The following is a 24594-nucleotide window of genomic DNA, read 5'->3' on the forward strand; positions in this document are numbered from 1 at the left end:
CACGCAAGGTCATTGACCTCACGGCGGAGCGTCACGGCGAGGTCCAGGGGGTCTTTCCGCCAGACAACGCGCAAACGTCCGGTAAGAATCGTCGAACTCGTGCAAACTAGCGCCCCGATCACCCTTGCCCGGAACTCATGCGCCTTCTCCGCTCCCTGGCCCCGCTGCTCGCCGCCGTCCTGGCCGTGCCCGCTGGCGCCGAGCCGGCGATCGCGAGTGTGCAGCGCAGCGACAAGACGCTGGTGGAAATCATCAACGCCACCATGGGCACCTTGCCCAATGCCGTGGACTCGCTCGCGGGCAAGATCCCGGGCGGCCTGCATCCCACGGCCGACGCGCCGCCGCAGATCGTGCGCAGCACGCCGTTCATCACCCGCGATGGCTTCCGCGTCAGCGCCTTCGAGGCGCGCGGTCTGGATGAAGGCGGTGACGTGCCCATGGTTCGCTTCACCTCCATCCAGCTCGAGCAGCGGCCGTGCTTCCAGCGCGGCGAGGTGGGCGACGCCTTTCACGCGCCCAGCTCCGAGACGAACCTGCCCGCCGCGCCGTCCATGCTGCCCAACCGCTATCTGGTGATGCAGATGCCCTGGGGGCGGCTGTCGTTTGGCACCTCGAAGGACAGTGGCGGATGCGTCATCGCCATCGTTGGCGACGCCACTGAGGGCATCCTCGGAACACGCATGCCGCTGCCGCTGCCACAGCCGACCAGCGTGCCCGGCATGCCGGACCTTCGCCGCACCTGGCCCATGCCGGCTGACGCCTACCCGACCGACTGACCCGGTTTGCCCGCCGGGAAACCGACGACGCGCTCAAGCCCCTCGCCGGGCACCGCCTCGGAAAAGAGGTAACCCTGCAATTCGTCGCAACCAGCCTCGCGCAGGAAGGCGAGTTGCTGCTCGGTTTCCACGCCTTCCGCCACCACCGAGAGGCCCAGCGCCGCGCCGAGGTTCGACACCGCCCGTACGATCGCGGCGGAATCGTCCGCCGTGGGCGCCATCTGCACGAAGGAGCGATCGATCTTCACCTTGTCCACGTCCAGGTCCTTCAGCAACGTGAGGCTCGAATAGCCGGTACCGAAATCGTCCAGCGAGACGCGTACGCCGGTGCGGCGCAGTTGTTTGAGCAGGCGCACGGTGGCCGGGTCCGCGTTGACGATGGCCGTCTCGGTAATCTCCAGTTCCAGCCGCTCGGGCGGCAGCCCGGCATCCGCCAATGCGCTGAGAACCACACGCGCGAACCGATCGTCACGCAGTTGTACGGCACTGACGTTTACAGCCACAAACAGGTCGCCCATCGGCGCAACGCGTTTGCAGGCCGTGCGCAGCACCCACTCGCCGAGCGGACCGATCAGCCCCGTTTCTTCCGCCACCGCCACGAACTGCACCGGCGGTACGCTACCCAGGCGAGAATGGTTCCAGCGTGCCAACGCTTCCACGCCGACGATCTTGCCATCGCTGGCGCGGACCAGCGGTTGATAGTGACAGCTGAATCCTTCGCCGGTACGCAGCGTTTCCCTGAGCGCGAGTTCCACCTCGCGTCGGTAGGCGATGGCAGCGTCCAGCGCGTCGTCGTAAAGCACCCAGCGATTGCGCGCCTTCTTGGCTTCATAGAGCGCGCTGTCCGCTTTGCGCGCCATTTCGCCCGCTGCTACCGAGTCGACGTCGATCGGTACCACACCGACCGACGTACCGAGAAACGCCGTATAGGCCGGTACGTCGAACGGTTGATTGGCAAGCAGCAGGATATGTTCGGCCAGCGCTTCGACGTCGAGGCCATCCGCCTCCTCCACCAGCAGGGCAAACTCGTCACCGCCGATACGCGCCACGGTGTCTTCCGCGCGCACGGCCCCCCGCAGTCGCGCTCCGAACTGCACCAGCAGCTCGTCGCCAGCGAGATGACCGTAGGTGTCGTTGACGCGCTTGAACCCATCGAGATCGAGATAGAACAGTACCGACGGCTTGCCGCCGCCGGCCGCCTGGGCAATGGCCTTGTCGAGCTTGCTGAACAAGGCCGTGCGATTGGCGAGCCCGGTGAGCGCGTCATGGCACGCCAGCCAGCGCACGTGCGCCTCGGATTCGCGCAGTTCGGTGATGTCGGTGACGGAGGCGAGCACGTGCGGCTCGCCGTCCAGGTCGATGCAGCTCTTGCGGGTAAGCAGCGTGCGCTGACGCCCGCTGGTGTCGGCCACGGTTTCTTCGGTTTCGACCACCTCGTGTCCGCGCAGCACCGTATCGTCGCCCGCCGCGAAGCGTGCCGCCTGATCGGGCGAGAAGAGTTCGAGGTCGCGCTTCCCCAAAACGTCCGCGGAGGCGATGCCGAAATACTCGCAGCCCATTCGGTTTACGTAGACCCACCGGTGCAGGGCATCCCGCACGAACATCGCCGTGGGCATCAGTTCCAGCACTTTCGACCAGGTACGTAGGTCGTGGATCACCGGAGTTCCCCCTCTCAGGTCATATCCGGCAATCTGCGACGCGCGCCGTGAGCGCCGCGTGTGTGTCAATGGCCCCGGGACCCCCCGGGACCCCCAGGGGCCTGCGACGGATCCGGCAGGCATGAACCGAGGAGCCGGCCGGCCATAGGGGACGGCCGGCCTGCGGTTACTCCGGCTGGGTGGCGATGGCGGACGGCACGCTGCCCACCGGCACGGTCGCGATAACCTTGTTGGTGAATGGATTGATTACCGACACCGTATTGGAGTCGGCGTTGGCGACGTAGACACGGCCCGACTTCGCACTGACCGTGAGCGACGACGGGGAACTGCCCACCGGAACCGTCGCCAGGAGCTTCTTGTCGAGCGGGTTGACGACCGAAACGGTGCCGTCACCGAAGTTGGAGACGTACAGCGGGAGCCCGATCGGGCTGGTCGCCACGGCGTCGGCACCGCTGCCTGCCGGCAGCGTCGCCACGACCTTGTTGGAGAAGGTGTCGATCACCGAAACGTTGTTGGACGCAACGTTCGCCACATAGAGACGCGCGCCGAGCGGACCCACGTCGAGTCCGAACGGGGTGGCACCGACCGGCACCGAGGCGATCACCTTCCGCGCGCGGGCGTCGATCACGGAAACGGTGTTGTCGCCGCTGTTTCCCACGTAGACACGGCTGCCGCTCGGGTTCACCGCCATGCTGAAAGGGACGGCGCCGACCGGCACGGAGGCGACGACGCTGTACGTCGCCGCATCGATCACGGACACCGAGCCATCGTTGGCGTTGGCCACGTAGACCGTTGCACCGTCCGGGCTGACAACGACGGCAACCGGCGTCGACGGCACGGCAATCAGGGCAACGGCCGTGTTCGTATTCGCATCGAGCACCGATACCGTGTTGTCGTTCGCATTGGCGACGTAGACGCGCTTGCCGCTCGGGCTGACTGCCACGCCCGCGGGAAACGTGCCCACCGGCACGGTCGCGGTCACCTGGTTGCTCGCCGCGTCGATGACGGAAACCGTGTTGTCGATCTGATTCGCCACATAGATACGGTTCGCGGCCATGGCAGGAAGCGCCGCGGTCACCAGCAACAGGGGCAAGGTGCAGCGAGCCGCAGGCGCGAGCCAACGGTTTACCTTTACACGGCTCTTGAGCGTCGTCTTCTCGTTCGTCATGACATACCTCGATAGGGTTCGTCGGCACCGCGATGGGTACCGTGATGAAGGAAAGATGCCTGGACTGTCGGCCGCCGCTCCCCGCGACGATGCCGACACAGCGTGCCTTCGATCGCGTGGATCGCCTGCAAGCGTGGCTTGACGCTAACGCACGGGCATGACGGCGCATTGCCGCAGCGGTGACGTTGGATATTGCACAGCGGTTGCAACCATGCGAGAGCCACGCGCGTGCATCGCGCGTCGGATCAACCGCGACCTGCGCTCGAACGCTCGCGCCATCGCACGACGCGATACGCGGCGGGATCACCCGGGTCGTTCTTCAGGAAAAGCACGACGTCCAGAGTGACCGCCTGTCCGTCTTTCAATGTCGCCGTGGCGACGATGTTGAAGGCCGCCACGGGACTGCGTGACGCATCGCCTGCCTTCGTGCCAGGCAACGGTGGAAGCAGAAGCACACCCATGGGCGTACGGCTCACGCGATCCACATAGGCACGCGCCGCTGCGGCGTCCGCGCCCGTCACCGCGGCGACAACGACAGGCGAGGCATAGGCAAGATTGGGCTGCTGCACGGTCCAGAGCGTCAACGCGGGCTCGATACGGTCGACGATGTCGGAAGCGAGGCCCGGCACGCGGCGCAGTTCCTCAAGGCTCGTGAAGCCGCCTCGCAGCAGCAACGCCGTGTCCTTGGCCTCGCCCGGATCGCCCCACGCACTGATCGCCTTGGCCGCCGGTCCGATACGTTCTTCGTCGACGCCTGCGGCGCGCAGCAGATCGATAATCTGCTCCGGCGTCGCCAGATTGAGGTTGAGCTTCCCCTCTTCCGCCGACACGGACACCGACACGTCGGCATCGCCGACGCGCATGGCGTGACTCTGCCAGTCGGGCTGCCAGCGTCGATCCCCATCGGCGTCACTCAGGTGAAAGACCGCCACGTCGATGCCCGCTTCGGCTGCATAGAAGGCCTGGGTACGCAGCGACTGTGTCCGCGCCTGCAGGCTCTCGACGCGCGCGTTGGTCGCCAATGCGCCCAGCGTGATCGCCGCGAGCGTGCAACCCCATAGCACCACGAGCAAAGCGACACCGCGTTGCGCGGTTGCACGCCTCGCGAGCCCCGTGACGTTCATGGCTTGGCGAAGGTAGTCAATCGCGCCAATCCTTCGCGCCCATTGACCGCACGGGCATCCATACGCAACGGCACAGCCAGCACCGGCCAGCGCACACCGCCCTTGAGCACGAGTTCCACGCCGACCATCGTCGGCAGGCGCGTCGCGTACGGCCAGCGCTCCTGCCAACCCAACAGATGCCCTTGGTCGTCCATGCCGTTGTAGACGAAACGTAAGGAGACCACATCGGACACCAGCGTCTCGGGATCGGCCGGCACGATCGGCGAGCCGCCGCGCAATGCCAACGGTGCGAACGCCGCTTCGAGACGGCGCTGGTCACCGTCCCCGATGATCTGGAGCTTCTGCAATTGCAGGCCGCTCGCGGCGAGATATCCGGGGCCGGGGGCGACAAAGACCAATTCGCTCGCATCGCCCTGGAAGACGATCATGCTGCGGTCGTGCGCCAGGCTCCACGGATAGGGCATCGCATTTGCCAGCGCATGACGGAGGTAGCCCTGCGCCGCACGCACCTCATCGAGCCGTTGGCTTCGCGCCATACCGGCGCGTGTCGAACGGGTCAGCGTCTGCAACGCCGCCGTGACGCCTAGCAAAAGCAACGCGAGCAAGGCCAGCGCCGCGATCGTCTCCATCAGGCTGAAGCCGCGCGATTTCTTCATGCATCCCCCTGCACGGCTGGTGTCGGCGTGTCGGCGGGACGCGTCGAAACGGTGCGCACGGTCACGAATCGCGCCGAGACCGGTCGACCACCTTCTTTCCACTCGACGGTAAGTTCCACGCGGTAGAGATGCAACGGCGTGGACGTACGTACCGCAGCTTCTTCGGGAGGCGAAGAAACCTGCATGGTCCAGTGATATTCGTCGTCGAAGTCGCCACGGTGGATTCCCTCCGTGGGAAAGTCAGCGACGAATACCCGGTCGAGCAAACCACTGGCCCAGAGCGACGCCTGCGTATAGCCTTCCGAACGGAGGCCGAGGGCCATCGAGGCACCCGCCGCGTGCATCAGCGCACCGAAGCAGAGCGCCAACAGAAGCATGGCGGCGAGCGCTTCCAGCAGACTGAATCCCCGATCATTCCGTCGCACGGCGTCCCTCCTCGTCGCTCGAAGCTTAGGCACGAGAGCATGTCGACTCGATGACGCGACGCCTGGTTTGCCGATACGGCGCATGCCTGCATGAAAAAAAGGAAGGGCTCGAAAGCCCCTCCTCTGTTCTTCCGTGAATCGTTTGGTATGCGCTATCAGCTCTTGATACAGGTGCTGACCTTGGCCGACACCGTCGGGGTGACGGTGGCGAAGGCGTAGCCCGTGCCGGTGCCGATGGTCGTCGACCTGCCCGGCGTGCACGCATCGGCCGAAACGGCTTGCGTCGAAACGACCGATGGTGCGAGAGCCGCATTGTCGTACGCATGCCTGAATCGCGCGATGGCGGCCACGCAGGACGGCGGACACTTCGGGCTCGGCACGCCCGTGGGCGGCCGACCGACGAACACGCTTGGCCTGTACAACGCCAGCAGCCTCAGTCACCGCATGGGGCAGAACCTGGGGACCTCGGTCGAGCCCTATCGCCCGAAAACCAGCTACCCGAATCCCTTGGTGCACTGACCGCCCCGCTGCCCTGACGGCACCGGGGCGGCATCGCGTGCTACGGCTTGAGCGGTACCGTCACGGTCGGCTCGGCGGCGGGTCCTGCCGCCTGACCGCGGTACGGCCGCAGCGACTCGAACTTCTGCTGGTATTCGTCGGTGACTTGCTTGGCCTGTTCGCCGTTGCTGATGACCCGCGGGGTAATCAGCACGATCAGCTCCGTGCGATCGCGATTGCGACTGGTGGACCCGAACAGGCGGCCGAACACCGGAATGCGATTCAGGCCCGGAATGCCGGTATCTGTAGTGCCTTCCTGCTGTTTGATGAGGCCGCCGAGCAGGACGGTCTGCCCGCTCTGCACCGCCACCTGCGTGGAGACTTCACGCTGCTGGATGGGGAAGTTGCCCGTGGTGGTGTCCTTCTGCCCCGGCGCGCTGACCACCTGGTTGATGTTGAGGTACACCAGGCCACCCGGATTCACACGCGGACGCACGTTGAGGATCACGCCGGTGTCCTTGTATTCCACCTGGCCGATTGTGTTGTCCGTGTTCGCGTTGGTGTTGACGAAGGTCTGCGTGATCGGAATCTGGTCGCCGACCTGGATGTGCGCCTTCTGGTTGTTCAGCACCACCAGCGAGGGTGCGGACAAGGTCTTGGTGTTACCGCTGGTTTCCATCGCACGCAGCGCGACCGAGAGATTGTTGTTGACGAACGAGTAGAAGAAGCTCTCGCCGCCGTACGTGGCTCCACCGTTACCCAACGCCCACTGCTGCTTGTTGCCCGGCTGGGTGGGCTTGCCATCGGTGCTGCCGACCAGGCCTTCGAGGTACCACTGAACGCCGAATTCGAAACTGCCCGTCAAGGCCACTTCGAGGATGCGCGTCTCGATCTGCACCTGCAGCGGCACGGCATCGAGGCGCTTGATCGCCTGCTCGATCTCCGTCCATTGCGACGGACGGCAGCGCACCATCAACTGGTTGTTCGAATCCACCGATGTGATGCGCACGCCGTCCTCGGTGGTGACGGGGCCACTGCGCTGCCGGCGGGAACCGGAGTCGTCATCGCCGAGCCCACCGCTGCCGAACGACGACATGCCGCTGCCGGTAGAGCCGTTCAAACCGGACGACCCGTTCAGGCCGGACGATCCGTTGAGACCGTTGTTGGACGTGTTGAGCAGACCATTGCCCGACGGACTGTTGCCAAAGGAGCCGGTGGTGCTGCCGAGACCCGAACCACCGCGATTACCGAGATCGCTGTCGCCGCCGAGCGTGCCCGACGTCAGGCCCGGTCCGACGCGGCCACCGCGATCGCCCGACCCGCTGCCGCCACTGCCACCGCCGTAGATGTCCGAAAGATAATCGGCGAGATCCGAGGCCTGCACGTTGCGCACGTCGTACACGTATAGCTGCGGCTCGTTGCCGCCACCGCGATCGATGCGATCGATCCAGCTCTTGACTTCTTCCAGATACGCGGGCTGCGGGCTGATGACCACGAGCGAGTTGGTCCGCTCGATCGGAATGAAGCGCAGCAGGCCCGCCATGGGCGTGTTGCCCTTGTCGCCGAAGAGCTTGTCGAGCGTCGGCGTCAGATCCTTTACCTCGGCGCGCTGCAGGCTGAACACGCCGACCGACATGCCGCGCAGCCAGTCGACGTCGAAGGTCTTGACCGTGCGCTCGTAGTTGTCCAGTTCGCTCGATGTGCCGGCCATGACCAGCACGTTGCGCGTAGGATCGGCCAGCAAGGTGGCATCCGGCCGCGCAAACGGCTTGATCAGCTTCTGCATCTCGGTGGCGGAAATGAAACGCAGCGGAAACAGGCGCGCCTGCAGACCGCCCGGGGGCGCCGTGGCCCCGATACTCGGCACGAGGTTACCGGCTACGGCGTCCTTCGCCGGCAGCACCACGTAACGGCCATTGCTGCGCACCAGGGCATTGCCGGTCCAGGACAGCAGGGTCTCGAGGATCGGCAGCGCCTGCTCGCTGGTGACCGGCTGCGAGGTGGAGAACGATACGTTGCCCTGCACGCCCGGTACGATCGAATAGTTTTCGTGCAGCAGGTCGCCCAGGATGGCCTTGACCACCGATTCGACCGGCTGGTTCTCGAAATTGAAGGTGACGGTGCCCTCGCCCGCGGCCACCGGCCGTGGCTTCGCGAGCCCAACCGGCTTCACGAACTCGCCGGTACCCGTGGTGATGTCCGGGGCCGCCGCAGGGGGTACCGCCGGGTTGGCCGTGCCCACCGCGAGGGGGCGTGGCACGGGCTTCTCCGTACCTGCCAGCGCTTCGCGCTGCAACGATCCGTCGTCGCGCGGCTGCGGCAGCGTCGTGCATCCGGCAAGCGCGACCGCAAGCGCCGTAGCGCCGATCAAAGAGCTTTTCAGCATGGAACAACGTACTCCCTCGTTGGACACGGCACGATACACCGACACAGCTGTACCGGCGATTCCGACAACTCTAAAGGGAGGGTTCTTACAGTGCTAGCGTCAGGCAGCGGACTTGCGTCATGGATCGCACCAAAAATCCCGACCACCGGCGGGATGCGGCGCCGGTTCGCGCCGCATCCCCTGGCCTTAGCCCGTCATTCCGCCCATTCGGCGTGGAAACTGCCCTTGTCGTCCACGCGCTCGAAGGTGTGCGCGCCGAAGAAATCGCGCTGAGCCTGAATGAGGTTGGCCGGCAGGGTCTCGGCGCGATAGCTATCGTAATAAGCGATAGCGGCGGAGAACCCGGGCACCGGCACGCCGACACGCACCGCCTCGGCCACGACCTCGCGCAGCGCCGCCTGGTACTCCTGGGCCACGTCGCGGAAGTACGGGTCGAGCAGCAGGTTGCGCAGGCCCGCATCGTGCTGGTAAGCATCGGTGATCTTCTGCAGGAAGCGCGCTCGGATGATGCAGCCGGCACGGAAAATTTTTGCGATCTCGCCGTATTGCAGATCCCACCCGTTCTCGTCGGACGCCGCGCGGAGCTGCGCGAAGCCCTGGGCGTAGGAGATGATCTTGCTCATGTAGAGCGCGCGACGTACCGACTCCACGAACGCCTTCCTGTCCCCGCTGAACGACTCGCGCGCCGGCCCCGCGAGCTGCTTGCTCGCCGCCACGCGCTCCTCCTTCATCGAAGAAAGCACGCGGGCAAAGACCGATTCGGTGATGAGCGTGAGCGGCACGCCGAGATCGAGCGCGCTCTGGCTCGTCCACTTGCCCGTGCCCTTCTGCGCCGCGCGATCGACGATCATGTCCACGAGCATCTTGCCGGTCCGTTCGTCCTTGCGCCGGAAGATCTTCGAGGTGATTTCGATGAGAAAGCTGTCGAGTTCGCCCTCGTTCCACTCCCGATAGACCTCCGCGAGTTCCTCGTTCGAGAGGCCGACCACGTGCTTCAGCACCGCGTAGCTCTCGGCGATCAGTTGCATGTCGCCGTACTCGATACCGTTGTGCACCATCTTCACGTAGTGGCCCGCGCCACCCGGGCCGATATAAGTGACGCAGGGCGCACCGTCGGGCGCCTTCGCAGCAATCTCGGTGAGGATCGGCGCCACGAGGTCGTAGGCGTCGCGCGGGCCGCCGGGCATGATCGACGGTCCTTTCAAGGCGCCCTCTTCGCCACCGGAGACGCCGGTGCCGATGAAGTGCAGCCCGTCGGCGGCAAGCTCTTCGCCACGGCGAACCGTGTCGCGATAATACGTGTTGCCACCATCGATGAGGATGTCGCCCTTGTCGAGCAAGGGGCGCAATTGCTCGATCACCGCATCGGTACCTTTGCCGGCCTGCACCATGAGCAGGATGCGTCGAGGTTTCTCGAGCGAATCCACGAAGTCTTCCAGCGTATACGTGGGAACCAGCTTCTTGCCTTCGCTGGCAGCCATGACCTCGTCGGTCTTCTCCTTGCTGCGATTGAAGATGGATACCGCATAGCCTCGGCTCTCGATATTCCAGGCGAGGTTGCGACCCATCACGGCCATGCCGATGACGCCGATCTTCTGCTTGCTCACGTTGCTTCCTCCGCGCGGGGATAGTGGATGGACATTGAGGACGAACTTCCGAGCATCAAGCGCCAGCGAGTGTGCAGGGTCTTGCAAGAACCCGACACAGCGAGGCTTCCGCCGCTGCAGTGCAGCACGAAACATGGGTCCGGCGCGCGTGCATTGGACCAAAGGGCAGCCACGGCAAACGCTGGGCGTCGGCTATCATGGGCGGCGAACCGGCGGCGGGACCGTCCGGATGGAATCGATGACGCATGAACCAGGTGAAGTCGCACTCGCGCGACAAGCGTGTCGCCACTGCTCGTGAAGCGCTGGCGGGTCTCGTAGCCGACGGACAGACCATCGCCGTCGGCGGTTTCGGTCTCTGCGGCATTCCCGAACTGTTGATCGAGGCACTGCGCGACTCCGGGGTCACCGGCCTCACAGCGGTGTCGAACAACGCCGGCATCGATGGCGTCGGTCTCGGCATGCTGCTCACCACCCGCCAGATCAAGAAAATGGTCTCGTCGTACGTCGGCGAGAACAAGGAATTCGAGCGCCAGTACCTCGCGGGTGAACTGGAAGTGGAATTCACGCCGCAGGGCACGCTGGCCGAAAAACTGCGCGCTGGCGGCGCCGGCATCCCCGCCTTCTTCACCCGCACCGGCTATGGCACGCAGGTGGCCGAAGGCAAGGAAACCCGCGAATTCGATGGGCACATGTACGTGATGGAGCGCTCCATCGTCGCCGACGTGGCGCTGGTCAAGGCGTGGAAGGCCGATCCGTCGGGCAACCTGGTGTATCGCAAGACCGCGCGCAACTTCAATCCGATGGCCGCCACGGCCGGCAAGGTTTGCGTGGCAGAGGTCGAGATCATGGTCGAGATCGGTGAACTCGATCCGGACCAGATCCACACGCCCGGCATCTACGTCGATCGCATCGTGCACAACCCCGCGCCGTCCAAGCGCATCGAACAGCGCACCGTGCGCGCCTGAAGGAGATCACCATGGCCTGGAACCGCGATCAAATGGCGCAGCGCGCCGCCCTGGAACTTTCCGACGGCGACTACGTGAACCTCGGCATCGGTCTGCCGACGCTGGTGGCGAACCACCTGCCGGACGGCGTGGACGTGTGGCTGCAATCCGAGAACGGCCTGCTCGGCATCGGCCCGTTTCCGACCGAAGACGAAGTGGACGCCGACCTCATCAACGCCGGCAAGCAGACGGTCACCGCACGCGAGGGGGCATCGTACTTCTCCAGCGCGGATTCCTTCGCGATGATCCGCGGCGGCCATATCGACATCTCGATCCTCGGCGCCATGCAAGTGACCTGCGAGGGCGACATCGCCAACTGGATGGTGCCCGGCAAGATGGTCAAGGGCATGGGCGGCGCGATGGATCTGGTGGCCGGCGTGAAGCGCGTCGTGGTGCTGATGGAGCACATGGCAAAGGACGGCTCGCCCAAGATCCTCACCGAATGCACCCTGCCACTGACCGGCAAGGGGGTGGTGAACCGCATCATCACCGATCTGGCCGTGTTCGACGTGGGCCGCTCGGGCCTCGAACTGATCGAACTGGCCCCTGGCGTGGACGAGGCCACGGTGCGCGCCGGTACCGGCTGCAACTTCACGTCGCGTCTTTGAGAGAGCCAAGGCGGGAGCCAGCCTGCTGGCGATGGGTGCTTGCCGCGAGCACCCGTCGCCAGCAGGCCAGCTCCCGCCGAGCGCTGAATCAGCGAGCGCTGAATTACCGTGGCCTGAAATAAAGTCGCCCCGCAGAGGACGCCTCAGCATGGGCCTCGGGGGGGGAGGTAGGCCAGATGCCGGTAGTTAGCGTCGATGCGGGGCGAGGAACCTACCGACCCAGGGGGAGGGGTTGGTGGTAGGCCGGAAAGAATCATAGATTTCCTAGGAAATTCCGGCCAATATATCTTTCAGCACCCACTTATACGAAAAACGACTATGTTCGATCTGCGCCAGTTGCGCTATTTCGTCGAGGTGGCGGAGACCCTCAGTTTCACCCAGGCGGCCCAACGCCTGCACATCTCGCAGCCGCCGCTCTCCCAGCAGATTCAATCGCTTGAAGCCGATCTCGGGGTACGCCTGCTGGACCGCAATCGGCGACGGGTCGCGCTGACCGAGCCCGGCCGACTGTTCCTTGTGGAGGCCAAGGCCATCCTGGCGCGTGCAGAAAGCGCTCGGACCGTGGTAGCCGAAGCGGCGGCGGGATTCACCGGCCAACTGCGGCTGGCCTACGCCGTGTCGGTCTCCTTTCACCCGGCCCTACCGGAAACCTTGCTGCGGTTCTCGCACGCCGCGCCCGGCGTCAGTCTGCACCTCGGTGAAATGCTTACCGGAGCGCAGTACGACGCGATCCTTTCCGGGCAGATCGACGTGGGACTGCTGCGAGCGCATCCCTCCGGCGTGGCCAACGCTCGTCAGCTCAATGTCGAGGTTATCGACCGCGAACCGCTGGTGATCGCCCTGCCCCCGCATCACCGGCTGGCGAAGCGTGACGCCATCCGCATGCAAGACCTGGCCGAAGACAGCTTTGTCGCACCACCGCGGATACACGCCACCACGCTGACCGATCGGCTCGCCCTGCTTTCGAACAAGGCCGGGTTCCGACCGATCATCCGCCAGGAGGCCCAGCAGATTCCATCCCTGCTGCCACTGGTCGCCGCCGGTCTCGGCGTCGCGCTGGTGCCTGCCTCGCTCCGCGCGGTTCATATGAGCGGCGTGACCTTCGTCCCCGTGGACGATCCGGAAGCGCACCTGTTGCTTGCCGTGGCGTCGCGCGTGGACAATTCCTCCCCCGTGCTGGAGAGCTTCCTGCGCACGGTGCGCGAGGCCAAGGCGAAGCTCGGCCTCGGCTGAAAGACGAACGGCATCCGGGGCTTGCGTAACCTGGGCCAGATCGCTAGAATTCCGTTTTTCCTTGTCCGTAAAGTTTCAGGAGCTGGCCGTGAAGGTGCTTTCCTCTTTGAAGTCCGCGAAGTCGCGTCACCGTGACTGCAAAGTCGTTCGCCGTCGCGGCAAAGTGTTCGTGATCTGCAAGAGCAACCCGCGTTTCAAGGCTCGTCAGCGCTGATCCAGCTGCGACGTGTCGAAAAAAAAGGCCGCGAAAGCGGTCTTTTTTTTTGCTCGGTCCACCTGTAGGAGCCGCCATGGCGGCGAGGTAAACCAAGCCTCATCGCTACCGGGCCTCGCCGCCATGGCGGCTCCTACAGCAAAAGCACGCTCGCAAAGGACACCAAAGGCACATCTTGATCCGGTATCGCCTTGAGGGTTCGTCGACAGACTACCCGCGCGCCTCGCTCAAATACGGCGAATCGGGAATATCGCCCGTGTCGCCCATGAAGACGCAGTTCCGGCCGGCTCGCTTGGCACGATAGAGCGCGGCATCGGCCACGACGAGCAGCCGGTGCAATTCGAAGCCGCAAGGCACGGTGCTGGCGACGCCGAAGCTGGCGGTGACCGACGGCGCCGGCTTCCCATGGAGACCAGCCGCCGCGGCGATGGACAAACGCAGTTGTTCGGCACGCGCACGCGCCTGCGCCGGGCTGCAATCGGGCAGCAACACCGCGAACTCCTCGCCCCCCAGCCGACCGAAGACATCGCACGCGTGCAGCGCACGGCGGCTCACTTCGACAGCGCGCTTCAAGACCTCGTCGCCCACAGCGTGGCCGAACGTATCGTTGACGTTCTTGAAGTGGTCGAGATCGAACAGGATCAGGCAAGCCGCGCGGTCCGAACGCGCGCCGTAGGCCAGCACGCGTTCCGCCTGCTCGACGAAGTGTTCGCGGTTGCAGATGCCTGTGAGGCCATCACGGCGCGCCAGCTTCATGAAACGGAGCTGCGAGCGACGCAGTCTGAGCACCAGCCAGATGATCGCGGTGAGGCTCGCGATCAGCACGACGATGTAGAGCCGCCCCGTCTCTACTTCCTTGCGGTCGAGCGCCCCGGTCAGGCGCAGGATTTCGTTCTGCCGGCTCAGCGCATCCACTTCTGCCTTGCGCGCGATGACCTGCTGATCGACCATCTTGAACGCCAGGCTGCGCGCGCTGACGTCGTCGAGATAGGCCTTGTCCGCCGCCATGTATTTCTCGTGGAAAACGAGAGCGGCCGATGCATTGCCCAGCTTTCGTTCGATCTGATACAGCACCTCGTAGCCCACACGACGGGAATCGGTGAACTCGTTAGGAATGGCGCCCGCTACCGCCGACTGCGCAAAGCGACGTGCATTGGCGAGGTCTCCGAGCGACAGATAGGCCTTGGCGAGCGTTGCATCGAACTCCGACAGCAGCACCGGGTAATCGAGCCGTCGCATGGTTTCGCGGTGTGCCGCGAGCACTTGCACGGCTTCTGCCGGACGCCCCTGCGCCAGATGGAACGCAGCGATGTCGGCGCGCATGTTTTCCGCGAAAACCTGATAGCCCGTGCTCTCGCACACCTGAAGCGCACGTTCGAACAAAGGATCAATCGACACCAGGCGATTCGCCTCGCGACGCGCACGAAGAAGGTGCTGCGCACCGAAGCAGATGGTCTGACCTGCCGGCGGGTTTTCCATCATGTCCTTGGCATACGCTTCGGCCTGCTCGAACTGACCGACCGAGCTGAGCAATTGCGAAGCCTCGCTACGCGCGGCGAACAATGCATAGCGATCGCGCACCGAGCGCATCAGTTCCTGCAATTGCGTGAGGCGCGTGAACGCTTCCTCGTAGTGATGACTGTTGCCGAGCAGGTTGATCAGCGTCGCCATCGCGCGGAGCCGTATCACGTCATCGGTCGAATGATCCGCCACGTCGCTCAGCCAACGACGGCCTGCGTCGTAGTCGCCTTGCCAGGTCGCTCGCCACCCCTGCAGAAAGTGCAGACGCCATCGTTCGGTCGGCTCGAGGTCCGCCTCGCGCGGCGCCATCTGATCGACCAGCCGAGAGAACGTAGCGAAGTCCGTACCTTTGACGGCATCGGCGCGGTCGAGAATCGCCGATGGCGTCGGATCGCTTACGCCGCCCGCCTGGGCCGTTGCGAAAACGACCAGCAGCAACCCCAAAGCCCAGCGTAGGCATCGCTGTACGCGCGCCGCAGTTCGGCCTCGTGCCGAAGACGACACGCGGAACAATGCCGCACGGCTGCCAAGGCAGCCGGCATGCTGGATAACCCTCCTCCCCATCACCTCATCCTCTGAGTGCAGGGGCCATACCCTGGCCCTGGCGGCTGTCCTCCCCTCGAGGTCCCCCGCGCACGGATCATAGCCCCGGCCGGGAGCGATGGAGTAGTAGGCCAGCCGGCCGGGTTCGAAGGGTTGTGACGCGGATCGAGAACCCGAGGTGAAGGCCGCGGGCTAGAGCAGCGCTGCCGCCTTCTGCAGGGCGATCCACACGCCGATGAGGAAGGGAATGCCTACGGCCGCCCAGGCCACGACACCCAGCACACCGAACGGTCCGCGCGCCGCAGCGGCGAGGTCCATCGCGGACGCCGGCGCCTCATGCTGCAGGGAACGCTCGCGCCGGAGTTCGTCCTCGGTCATGTGGTATTTGCTGGCAACCGGCCGCACCAGGAGGTTGCAGACCAGCCCCACCAGCAGCAGGCCGGCGAGGATATACAAGGTGCGGTCGTAGACGAGGTTCTTGGGCACGCCCGCGCTCAGTTGCGCTTCGCGAAGGCTGGCGATCAACACCGGACCGACCACGCCGGCCACGGACCACGCGGTGAGCAGTCGTCCGTGAATGGCCCCGACCATCTGTGTACCGAAGAGATCGGCGAGATAGGCGGGCACGGTGGCAAACCCACCGCCATACATGGAAAGGATCACGCACACGGTGACCACGAAGGCAGCCGCCATCCCCAGATGCCCCAGTGTGGGCAACAGGCAATACAACGCGATGCCGAGCACGAAGAAGACCACATAGGTGCGTTTGCGGCCGAGGACGTCGGAGGCCGACGCCCAGGCCAGCCGGCCCACGGAGTTGAACAGGCTGATGAGCCCCACCAGCCCGGCCGCGGCAGCAGCGATCGCCGCCTTCTGGGCCGTGGTGAGCACGGTGGTGGCATCGGCCCCGACCAGGCGCGCGCCAAACACGTCCTGGAGCATGGGGCTGGCCATCGAGATCACCCCGATGCCCGCCGTCACGTTCATGCACAGCACGCCCCAGATCAACCAGAACTGCGGCGTCTTCCATGCGCGATTGAGATGGACGTGATGCGGCGTGACGAGCGGCGCGCTTGCGGCGCTCGCCTTGGGCTGGAATCCGGCCGGCTTCCACCCGTTGGGCGTGACACGGAAGCCGAACGCGCCCAGCGACATGGCAACGAAATACAGCGCGCCGAGACACATCAGTGTCGCGGCCACGCCCGGGACGTCGCCCTGCTTGAAGACGTCCATGAGCTTGACCGCGATCGGCGCGCCGATCAATGCGCCGCCACCGTAGCCCATGATCGCGAACCCGGTCGCGAGGCCACGGCGGTCGGGAAACCATTTGATCAACGTCGAGACCGGCGTGATGTAGCCAAGCCCCTGCCCTACGCCGCCAAGCAATCCGCAGCCGAGATAGACGAGCCATAGCTGGTGGATCGATACGCCAATGCCACCCAGCACAAGTCCGCCGCCCCAACAGCAGGCGGCGATGGACCCCGCCTTGCGTGGACCGGCGTGCTCAAGCCAACCGCCCCAGATGGCAGCAGCGAGACCCAGCATGGCGATGAAGGTTTCGAAGATGTGGTTGACCGAGGGCACGGTCCAGTTGCACGTCGTGGTGGTCAACTGATCGAGAAAGCCCTGGCTCGCGCACAGGGCGGCATCCGCGCCCGGCACCAGCTTGGTCATCGGCAACCAGAACACCGAGAAGCCGTAGGCCATGCCGATGCATAGATGAATGGCTAAAGCGGCCGGTGGAACAAGCCAGCGATTGAACCCCGGTCCTGCGATCGTACGTTCCCGCGACAGCCATCCACCTGCACCCATGACCTACCCCCTGCTTGAAGGTTGACCCACCCCGCATCGCATCTTAGGCAGGTTCCACCTGCGCACCACCCTACGTTGGTCTTATGGACGGCGGGTGGTTGGAGTTGCAGGACGCGAGAAAGTCGCAAGAAAACATCGGTGCGGCGCACAACGAAGCGATCGGCGATCCTGCGATGCAAACCTCCCTTCAGGCGGTCGTCGCGTACCGGGCGTGGCGCGAAGTCTTCACCGACGAGGTAGTGGCCAGTCGCGCAGCCATGACCTCCCCTGCATACGACGCACTGCACGCGCGGATAGACGCCACCATGAAGTCGATGAAGACGCGAATGCGTGCCGGCAACTGCCGGCGGCTCTGGTAGCAGATGTAGTGCCCGCGATCGTTGGGTGCGTAGTGCGGAAGGCACGCCACGAGTTGCCCCGAGCGCAGGTACTCGCTCACCTGATAGCCCGCGAGTTGCGCGATGCCACGGCCTTCGAGCACGGCCTGCAGCACGAGATCGCTGTCGTTGAATGCATCCATCGCGGGTGGCAACAGCTTGCGCGAGTCGCCATCCACCGAGAATTCCCATTCGGCAACCCGTCCCGATGCGGTGCGGAAATGGATCGCACGCTGGGCGAGTAGATCGTCGATCCGCTCGATCGGTCCGCGTCTTTCCAGATAGCCCGGCGTTGCGCAGACGAAGAGATGCATCGGCATGATCTGCCGCGCGATGACCTGGCTGTCCTCCATGCGTCCGTCGCGAAATGAGACATCGACCCGGTCGGTGGTGAAGTCCACGACGCGGTCGTCCAGCATGAGATCGATCGCGATCTCGGGATACGCGTCGCGAAACCGGTGCAGCAGCGGCGCTACGACCTTGCGACCGAATCCCACCGGGGCAGCAATGCGCAACTGGCCGCGCGGCGGCCCATCGCGAAGTTCACGCATATCGTCCAGCGCCTGCGCGATCCGTTCGATGCCCGGGTGGCAGTTCTCGAAGAAACGTTCGCCTTCACGGGTGAGCGAGGTGCTTCGTGTGTTGCGCGAAAAGAGCCGCGCACCGACCTGGATTTCCAGCTTCTGCACGCTGCGGCTGACCGCCGACCGCCCGATACCGAGACGATCGGCTGCCCGCGCAAAGCTGCCTTCCGTTGCCACGGCGATGAATGCGACAACGCCCGCGTACGTGGCCGAGAACGACGTCGCCAGCGCGTCGGGTACGACCAGGGCAACGGGGGATGAGGTGATGGCTCGTAGAGACATGGCTTATTTCCTCGAACTCGCTGCCGCGTGGATCTGCGCGTGTGCGTCGTCGATCAGCCGTCGGCAGGCATCGGGGTTTCGATGAAGCAGCATCGCGATGTCTTCGGGGGACGCGTCAAAGACATCCGCCAGGAGAAGTGCCAGGCGCGCATCGGTCGGCAAGGCGGCAATGGCATCGATCAGGTCGAGCCAGAGCACGTCGCCGGCATGGCGTGTCGTGAGCGCGCTGCGCAGCCGTCCATAGGTGGAAGTCTTCGGGTCCATGTTGCTTAGACGTGCCTGCATCGCGGTTTGTGACGGCGTATTGGTGCGCGCGACGCAACACCGTGGACTCGGCGGCGGATCTACCGGGTGCCTGGAGCGAAGCCTAGCCTTCGAGTGCCCGCCATGACGGCGGCTCCCCCTTACCTCACGAGACCTACGCCATGACCCAGCGCATCGATTACATGAAGCAGTCGCCCGAACTCACCAAGAAGATGATGGAACTCAGTGCGGTGAACGCCAAATCGTCCATCGGCGCGACGATCCAGAATCTGGTGAAGATTCGCGCATCGCAGCTCAATGGCTGCGCGTTCTGTCTCGACATGCACGTGAAGGAAGCCACACTGCACGGCGAGCGGCCGTTGCGCTTGCACCATATCGCCACATGGTGCGAGTCCAACCTGTTCGAGCCGAAAGAGCGCGCCGCGCTGGCGTGGACCGAAGTGCTGACGCAGATTCCCGTGGAAGGCGTTTCCGACGACGTCTACGAGCGCGTGCGTGGGCAGTTTTCCGAACAAGAGCTTTCCGATCTCACCTACGCGGTGATGATCATCAATGCATGGAACCGCGCGAACGTCGCCTTCCGCGCCGAACCGGGCAGCTACGACAAAGCCTGGGGCCTGGACAAGGCGAACCTGTCCTGATGCGTTTTCGATCGAATGAGGAACACCCCATGAGCATGATGAAAGTGCTCGCGCTGCTCGGCGCGTTGACGCCCGCTGCTGCCCTCGCCCACGATGCCGCCGGCCATGGCGGCGCGGCGCCCCTGCCGGTCGTCAGCGATGTCATGACCAAGGCCTTGAAGGACTATCCGGGCAAGGAGATCACGCTGATCTCCGTGGACTATCCACCCGGGACCGTCGAACCCATCCACCACCACGATGCCCATGCCGTCGTGTACGTGCTTCAAGGCACGATCGTGATGGGCGTCAAGGGTGGTAAGGAGCAGACCCTGAAGGCAGGCGACACGTTCTACGAAGGCCCCGACGACATCCATACGGTAGGCCGCAACGCCAGCCAGACCGAGCCGGCGAAGTTCGTGGTGTTCATCCTGAAGGACGCCAAGAAGCCGCTGGTCATGACCGGCCCCTGAGTCGGACCGCCGGCCTCCCTGGACGCCTTCCGCCAAGACGTGTCACAAAGCACCCGTCAGGATCGTCTTGATGGGTATGAGCGACGCCACTGCCACTTTCTCCGCCCTGCGATCCCGCCTGCACGGCATCGCCTACCGTATGCTCGGCTCCGTGGCCGAGGCGGAGGATGTCTTGCAGGACATCTGGCTGAGCTGGAACGCGGATTGCGACACGGTCGAGCATGCCGAGGCCTGGCTGGTCGCGGCGACGACGCGCCGCGCGATCGACCGACTGCGTGCCGCCAAGGCCCGCCGCGAGGACTACGTCGGCATCTGGCTGCCCGAGCCGGTGTGGACCGATGAGGGCGCGTCCCCGGAAGACTTGAGCGAACTGGCAGACGACGTATCGGTCGCGTTCCTGCTGCTGCTCGAACGGCTTTCCCCTGAGGCGCGTGCGGCGTTCCTGCTGCGCGAAGTGTTCGACGTGGATTATGCGGAGATCGCCCGTACGCTGGGCAAAACGGAAGCCGCTTGCCGCCAGTTGGTGCATCGTGCGAAGGATCAGGTGCGCGAGGACCAGCCGGCCCGCTACGTACCGCAGGACGCGCAACGGGAACTGGTGCGGCGTCTTGCCGACGCCATGGCGAGTGGCGACTTCCCTGCCATCCGTTCGATGCTCGCCGAAGATGCGGAACTACGCGGCGATGGCGGCGGCAAAGTCACCAGTTTCCCAAAACCCATGCTGGGCGGGCAGCGCATCGCGCAGGTGTTCTACGCAGCGCATCTTCGCTACGGCGCGGACGTCGAGGTACGCGCGACGCGCATCAACGGCGAGTGGGCGCTACTGCGCTACATCCAGGGCCATCTGGAATCGGCGATGACCTTCACGACCGATGGCAGCACGATCCGCCGCATCCATGCACAGCGAAACCCAGACAAGCTTGCCCGCATCGTGAGCGGCATGCGTGGGTTTGCGTTACCCGCTGGCGCACTTTCTCTGTAGATCGATGCGGCGCCTTAGGGCGGTCCGGCATCCCTGCCGGCCGCGAGTCCAGGTCAAGAGCAGCCGATCAGCTATAGCGAACGCCAACGATCTCGTAGGTCTTGACGCCATTGGGCGCCTTGAAGTCGAACTCGTCACCTTCGTTCTTGCCGATGAGCGCACGCGCGATCGGCGAGGACACGGCGATGAGGTTCTGCTTGATGTCGGCCTCGAGGTCACCGACGATCTGGTAAGTGACCTTGGCATCCGAATCCAGGTCGACCAGGTCCACGATCGCGCCGAACACGATCCGCTTGCCCACGCTGAGGCGCTCGGTGTCGATCACTTCCGAATTCGACAGCGCCGCTTCCAGCTCGGCGATGCGGCCTTCGTTGAAGCCATGCATCTCACGCGCGGCGTGATACTCGGCATTCTCCTTGAGGTCGCCGTGCGCACGTGCTTCCGCCACTGCGGCGACGATCTCGGGCCGCTTCACGCGCTTCAGATACTCCAACTCGTCGCGCAGGCGATCGGCACCCTTTTGGGTCATGGGAGGACGAGTGCTGCTCATGCGTTCAACTCCTTGTGCAGATCCTGCAGGCTGTTCACTTCTCCATCGGCGTGGAAGTCGAGCGAATGCACGAGCGCACGCGCGCCTGCGACGGTCGTGGAATACGTGACGCGCTGCTGCAGCGCTTCACGGCGGATCGAGAACGAGTCGGAGATGGCCTGCTTGCCCTCGGTCGTGTTCACGATGTACACCACCTCGCCGTTCTTGATCAGGTCGACGATGTGCGGACGGCCTTCGAGCACCTTGTTGATGCGCTCGCACGCCACGCCGTTGTCCTGCAGGAACTTGGCGGTACCCGAGGTGGCAACGATGCCGTAGCCGCGGCTGGCCACGTCCTGGGCGATCGACAGCAGGCGATCCTTGTCGGCATCGCGCACGGACATGAATACCTTGCCCTTCGGCGGCGCCTTGATGCCGGCGGCTTCGTGGCCACGTGCGAAGGCGGCGCCGAAGCTGCGGCCCACGCCCATCACCTCGCCTGTGGAACGCATCTCGGGGCCGAGGATCGGGTCCACGTTCTGGAACTTGAGGAACGGGAAGATGGCTTCCTTCACCGAGTAGTACGAAGGAATGATTTCCTTGGTGGCGTTCTGCTCGACGAGCGTGCGACCGGCCATGGCGCGCGCCGCGATCTTCGCGAGCGACATGCCGGTGGCCTTGCAGACGAACGGCACGGTACGCGACGCACGCGGATTCACTTCCAGGATGAACACCTCATCGCCCTGGATGGCGAACTGCGTGTTCATCAGGCCGATGACCTTCAACTCCAGCGCCATCAGCTTCACCTGGCGACGCATCTCGTCCTGCACTTCGGCACTGAGCGAATACGGCGGCAGCGAGCACGACGAATCGCCCGAGTGCACGCCGGCTTCCTCGATGTGCTCCATGATGCCGCCGACGAGCACGTTACCCTCGGCGTCGGCGACGATGTCGACGTCCACCTCGACCGCGTGGTCTAGGAAGCGATCGAGCAGCACCGGCGACTCGTTGGACACCTGCACGGCCTCGCGGATGTAGCGCGACAGATCGGCATCGGCGTAGACGATTTCCATGGCGCGACCGCCGAGCACGTAGCTCGGACGCACGACCAGCGGGTAGCCGATCTCGCGGGCGAGCGCGAGCGCCTCGTCCGCGTTGCGTGCCGTGCGGTTCGGCGGCTGCTTCAGCTCGAGCTTCTGGATCATCTTCTGGAAGCGCTCGCGATCCTCGGCGAGGTCGATCGAGTCGGCGCTGGTACCGATCACCGGCACGCCAGCCGCTTCCAGCGCGCGCGCCAGCTTCAGCGGCGTCTGGCCGCCGTACTGCACGATCACGCCCTTCGGCTTTTCGAGATCGACGATTTCAAGCACGTCTTCAAGCGTGAGCGGCTCGAAGTACAGGCGATCGGACGTGTCGTAATCGGTGGAGACGGTTTCCGGATTGCAGTTGACCATGATGGTTTCGAAACCATCCTCGCGCAGGGCGAGCGCTGCGTGCACGCAGCAATAGTCGAACTCGATACCCTGGCCGATGCGGTTCGGACCGCCACCCAGCACGACGATCTTGTCGCGATTGGTCGGGTTGGCCTCGCACTCTTCCTCGTAGGTCGAGTACATGTACGCCGTGGTGGTCGCGAATTCGGCGGCGCAGGAATCCACGCGCTTGTAGACCGGACGCACGCCGAGCGTGCGGCGCAGGTGGCGCACGGCGCCCTCGTCGGTACCGACCAGTTCGGCCAGGCGCGCATCGGAGAAGCCCATGCGCTTGAGTTCGCGCATGCGCGGCTCGTCCAGCACCGTGAGACCCTGGCGCTGCACTTCGCCCTCGGTCATCACGATGTCCTCGAACGCGGCAAGGAACCACGGATCGATATGCGTGAGATCGTGCACTTCTTCCAGCGACAGGCCGGCGCGGAACGCATCGGCCACGTGGAAAACGCGGTCCGGACGTGGCTCGCGCAGTTCGCGCTTGAGCGTAAGAAAGCCTTCCTCGCTGCCGATGTCCAGGCCGGTCGGATTCAGGCCGGTCTTGCCGATCTCGAGACCGCGCAAGGCCTTCTGCATCGACTCGTGGAAGGTGCGGCCCATCGCCATCACCTCGCCCACCGATTTCATCTGCGTGGTGAGGCGGGCATCGGCGGCCGGGAACTTCTCGAAGGCGAAGCGCGGGATCTTCGTCACGACGTAATCGATGGACGGCTCGAACGACGCCGGTGTGAGACCACCGGTGATGTCGTTCTTGAGTTCGTCCAGCGTGTAGCCGACGGCGAGCTTGGCAGCGACCTTCGCGATCGGGAAACCAGTGGCCTTCGAGGCCAGCGCCGACGAGCGCGACACGCGCGGATTCATCTCGATGACGACGACGCGACCGTCTTCGGCGTTGATGCCGAACTGCACGTTGGAACCGCCGGTGTCCACGCCGATCTTGCGCAGCACCGCAATGGACGCGTTACGCAGGCGCTGGTATTCCTTGTCGGTGAGCGTCTGTGCCGGCGCGACGGTGATCGAGTCGCCGGTGTGCACGCCCATCGGATCGAAGTTTTCGATCGAGCACACGATGATGCAGTTGTCCGCCTTGTCGCGGACGACTTCCATCTCGAATTCCTTCCAGCCGAGCACCGACTCTTCGACCAGCACTTCGTGCACGGGCGAGAGTTCGAGGCCGCGACCGACGATCTCGACGAATTCTTCCTTGTTGTAGGCGATGCCGCCGCCCGAACCACCGAGCGTGAAGCTCGGACGGATGATGGTCGGGAAGCCCACCGTCGTCTGGATTTCGAGCGCCTGCTCCATGGAACGCGCCACTTCCGCCTTGGGGCATTCCAGGCCGATCTCGGCCATCGCCTTGCGGAACAGGTCGCGGTCTTCCGCCATGCGGATGGCGTCGCGCGTGGCACCGATCAGCTCGACGCCGTACTTCTCGAGCACGCCGTTATCGGCCAGGTCGAGCGCGCAATTGAGGCCGGTCTGGCCGCCCATCGTCGGCAGCACCGCGTCCGGGCGCTCCTTGGCGATGATGCGCTCCACCGTCTGCCAGTTGATCGGCTCGATGTAGACGGCATGCGCCGTCTCGGGGTCGGTCATGATCGTCGCCGGGTTCGAATTGACCAGGACGACGCGGTAGCCCTCTTCCTTGAGCGCCTTGCACGCCTGCGCGCCGGAGTAGTCGAACTCGCAGGCCTGGCCGATGACGATCGGGCCGGCGCCGATGACGAGGATGGTCTTGATGTCGCTGCGCTTTGGCATGGTTTCTC

General features: G+C 64.7%; 22 protein-coding genes. 9 read left to right on the forward strand and 13 right to left on the reverse strand.

Going from position 1 to position 24594, the window contains the following annotated elements:
- The first annotated feature begins 137 nt into the window (after positions 1-137).
- Entirely contained in the window at positions 138-776 is a 639-nt protein-coding gene (locus tag BT115_RS03785) for a hypothetical protein (RefSeq protein WP_072321188.1), read from the forward strand.
- On the opposite strand, the gene BT115_RS03790 is transcribed toward BT115_RS03785, so the two are convergent.
- From BT115_RS03790 to BT115_RS03810, 5 genes are all read right to left on the reverse strand, one after another.
- Positions 761-2434: a putative bifunctional diguanylate cyclase/phosphodiesterase gene (locus tag BT115_RS03790; RefSeq protein WP_072321189.1), complete on the reverse strand. Its 1674-nt coding sequence runs from the start codon at positions 2432-2434 to the stop codon at positions 761-763. The two genes, BT115_RS03785 and BT115_RS03790, sit on opposite strands and share 16 nt — an antisense overlap.
- A 166-nt stretch (positions 2435-2600) precedes the next feature.
- Positions 2601-3602, reverse strand: coding sequence for a beta-propeller fold lactonase family protein (locus BT115_RS03795; protein WP_072321190.1), 1002 nt, complete (start codon positions 3600-3602; stop codon positions 2601-2603).
- Positions 3603-3847: 245 nt separating this feature from the next.
- The gene (locus BT115_RS03800) at positions 3848-4726 is read right to left on the reverse strand and encodes a general secretion pathway protein GspK (RefSeq protein WP_072321191.1); all 879 of its coding nucleotides are present in this window, start codon (positions 4724-4726) and stop codon (positions 3848-3850) included.
- Positions 4723-5382 (reverse strand): prepilin-type N-terminal cleavage/methylation domain-containing protein, encoded by a 660-nt coding sequence (locus BT115_RS03805; RefSeq protein WP_072321192.1) that lies wholly within the window; start codon positions 5380-5382, stop codon positions 4723-4725. Before BT115_RS03805 ends, BT115_RS03800 begins: the two co-directional genes overlap by 4 nt.
- The gene (locus tag BT115_RS03810; RefSeq protein WP_072321193.1) at positions 5379-5807 is read right to left on the reverse strand and encodes a prepilin-type N-terminal cleavage/methylation domain-containing protein; all 429 of its coding nucleotides are present in this window, start codon (positions 5805-5807) and stop codon (positions 5379-5381) included. The genes BT115_RS03805 and BT115_RS03810 overlap by 4 nt, the downstream gene beginning before the upstream one ends.
- Before the next feature lie 222 nt (positions 5808-6029).
- Here BT115_RS03810 and BT115_RS03815 point away from each other — a divergent pair, with 222 nt between their 5' ends.
- Entirely contained in the window at positions 6030-6326 is a 297-nt protein-coding gene (locus BT115_RS03815) for a hypothetical protein (RefSeq protein WP_072321194.1), read from the forward strand.
- A 40-nt stretch (positions 6327-6366) separates the two neighbouring features.
- Here the strand turns inward: BT115_RS03815 and gspD are convergent, their stop codons facing one another.
- Positions 6367-8691: a type II secretion system secretin GspD gene (gene gspD / locus BT115_RS03820; RefSeq protein ID WP_072321195.1), complete on the reverse strand. Its 2325-nt coding sequence runs from the start codon at positions 8689-8691 to the stop codon at positions 6367-6369.
- Between the two features lie 194 nt (positions 8692-8885).
- Positions 8886-10298: an NADP-dependent phosphogluconate dehydrogenase gene (gene gndA, locus BT115_RS03825; protein WP_072321196.1), complete on the reverse strand. Its 1413-nt coding sequence runs from the start codon at positions 10296-10298 to the stop codon at positions 8886-8888.
- 245 nt (positions 10299-10543) lie between these two features.
- Here gndA and BT115_RS03830 point away from each other — a divergent pair, with 245 nt between their 5' ends.
- The 4 genes from BT115_RS03830 (at position 10544) to ykgO (ending at position 13357) form a co-directional block, all read left to right on the forward strand.
- A complete protein-coding gene (locus BT115_RS03830) occupies positions 10544-11263 on the forward strand; it encodes a CoA transferase subunit A (protein ID WP_072321197.1) in 720 nt (239 codons plus the stop codon).
- 11 nt (positions 11264-11274) lie between these two features.
- Positions 11275-11910, forward strand: coding sequence for a CoA transferase subunit B (locus BT115_RS03835; RefSeq protein ID WP_072321198.1), 636 nt, complete (start codon positions 11275-11277; stop codon positions 11908-11910).
- Between the two features lie 318 nt (positions 11911-12228).
- Entirely contained in the window at positions 12229-13143 is a 915-nt protein-coding gene (locus BT115_RS03840) for a LysR substrate-binding domain-containing protein (protein ID WP_072321199.1), read from the forward strand.
- A gap of 88 nt (positions 13144-13231) precedes the next feature.
- Positions 13232-13357: a type B 50S ribosomal protein L36 gene (gene ykgO / locus BT115_RS03845; protein WP_029213509.1), complete on the forward strand. Its 126-nt coding sequence runs from the start codon at positions 13232-13234 to the stop codon at positions 13355-13357.
- Between the two features lie 210 nt (positions 13358-13567).
- Here the strand turns inward: ykgO and BT115_RS03850 are convergent, their stop codons facing one another.
- The 4 genes from BT115_RS03850 to BT115_RS03865 form a co-directional block, all read right to left on the reverse strand.
- Positions 13568-15316, reverse strand: coding sequence for a sensor domain-containing diguanylate cyclase (locus BT115_RS03850; RefSeq protein WP_072321200.1), 1749 nt, complete (start codon positions 15314-15316; stop codon positions 13568-13570).
- A gap of 297 nt (positions 15317-15613) precedes the next feature.
- Positions 15614-17233 (reverse strand): OFA family MFS transporter, encoded by a 1620-nt coding sequence (locus tag BT115_RS03855; protein WP_072321201.1) that lies wholly within the window; start codon positions 17231-17233, stop codon positions 15614-15616.
- A gap of 187 nt (positions 17234-17420) precedes the next feature.
- Positions 17421-18476, reverse strand: a complete 1056-nt coding sequence (locus tag BT115_RS03860; RefSeq protein ID WP_072321202.1) for a LysR family transcriptional regulator — start codon at positions 18474-18476, stop codon at positions 17421-17423.
- Between the two features lie 3 nt (positions 18477-18479).
- The gene (locus BT115_RS03865) at positions 18480-18740 is read right to left on the reverse strand and encodes a sigma factor-like helix-turn-helix DNA-binding protein (protein ID WP_072321203.1); all 261 of its coding nucleotides are present in this window, start codon (positions 18738-18740) and stop codon (positions 18480-18482) included.
- Positions 18741-18901: 161 nt separating this feature from the next.
- On the opposite strand from BT115_RS03865, the gene BT115_RS03870 reads away from it, so the two are divergent.
- The 3 genes from BT115_RS03870 (at position 18902) to BT115_RS03880 (ending at position 20812) form a co-directional block, all read left to right on the forward strand.
- Positions 18902-19381, forward strand: coding sequence for a carboxymuconolactone decarboxylase family protein (locus tag BT115_RS03870; protein ID WP_072321204.1), 480 nt, complete (start codon positions 18902-18904; stop codon positions 19379-19381).
- 29 nt (positions 19382-19410) lie between these two features.
- Entirely contained in the window at positions 19411-19830 is a 420-nt protein-coding gene (locus tag BT115_RS03875; RefSeq protein WP_255369352.1) for a cupin domain-containing protein, read from the forward strand.
- Between the two features lie 76 nt (positions 19831-19906).
- Complete coding sequence (locus tag BT115_RS03880; protein WP_072322240.1) at positions 19907-20812, forward strand: RNA polymerase sigma-70 factor; 906 nt, start codon at positions 19907-19909, stop codon at positions 20810-20812.
- 67 nt (positions 20813-20879) lie between these two features.
- Here the strand turns inward: BT115_RS03880 and greA are convergent, their stop codons facing one another.
- Both greA and carB read right to left on the reverse strand, forming a co-directional pair.
- Complete coding sequence (gene greA, locus BT115_RS03885; protein ID WP_072321205.1) at positions 20880-21362, reverse strand: transcription elongation factor GreA; 483 nt, start codon at positions 21360-21362, stop codon at positions 20880-20882.
- On the reverse strand, positions 21359-24586 hold the full coding sequence (carB, locus tag BT115_RS03890) for a carbamoyl-phosphate synthase large subunit (RefSeq protein WP_072321206.1): 3228 nt from the start codon (positions 24584-24586) through the stop codon (positions 21359-21361). The genes greA and carB overlap by 4 nt, the downstream gene beginning before the upstream one ends.
- Between the last annotated feature and the right edge of the window lie 8 nt (positions 24587-24594).

Source organism: Luteibacter sp. UNCMF366Tsu5.1 (genome assembly GCF_900119235.1).
In the GTDB taxonomy this organism is placed as follows: domain Bacteria; phylum Pseudomonadota; class Gammaproteobacteria; order Xanthomonadales; family Rhodanobacteraceae; genus Luteibacter; species Luteibacter flocculans.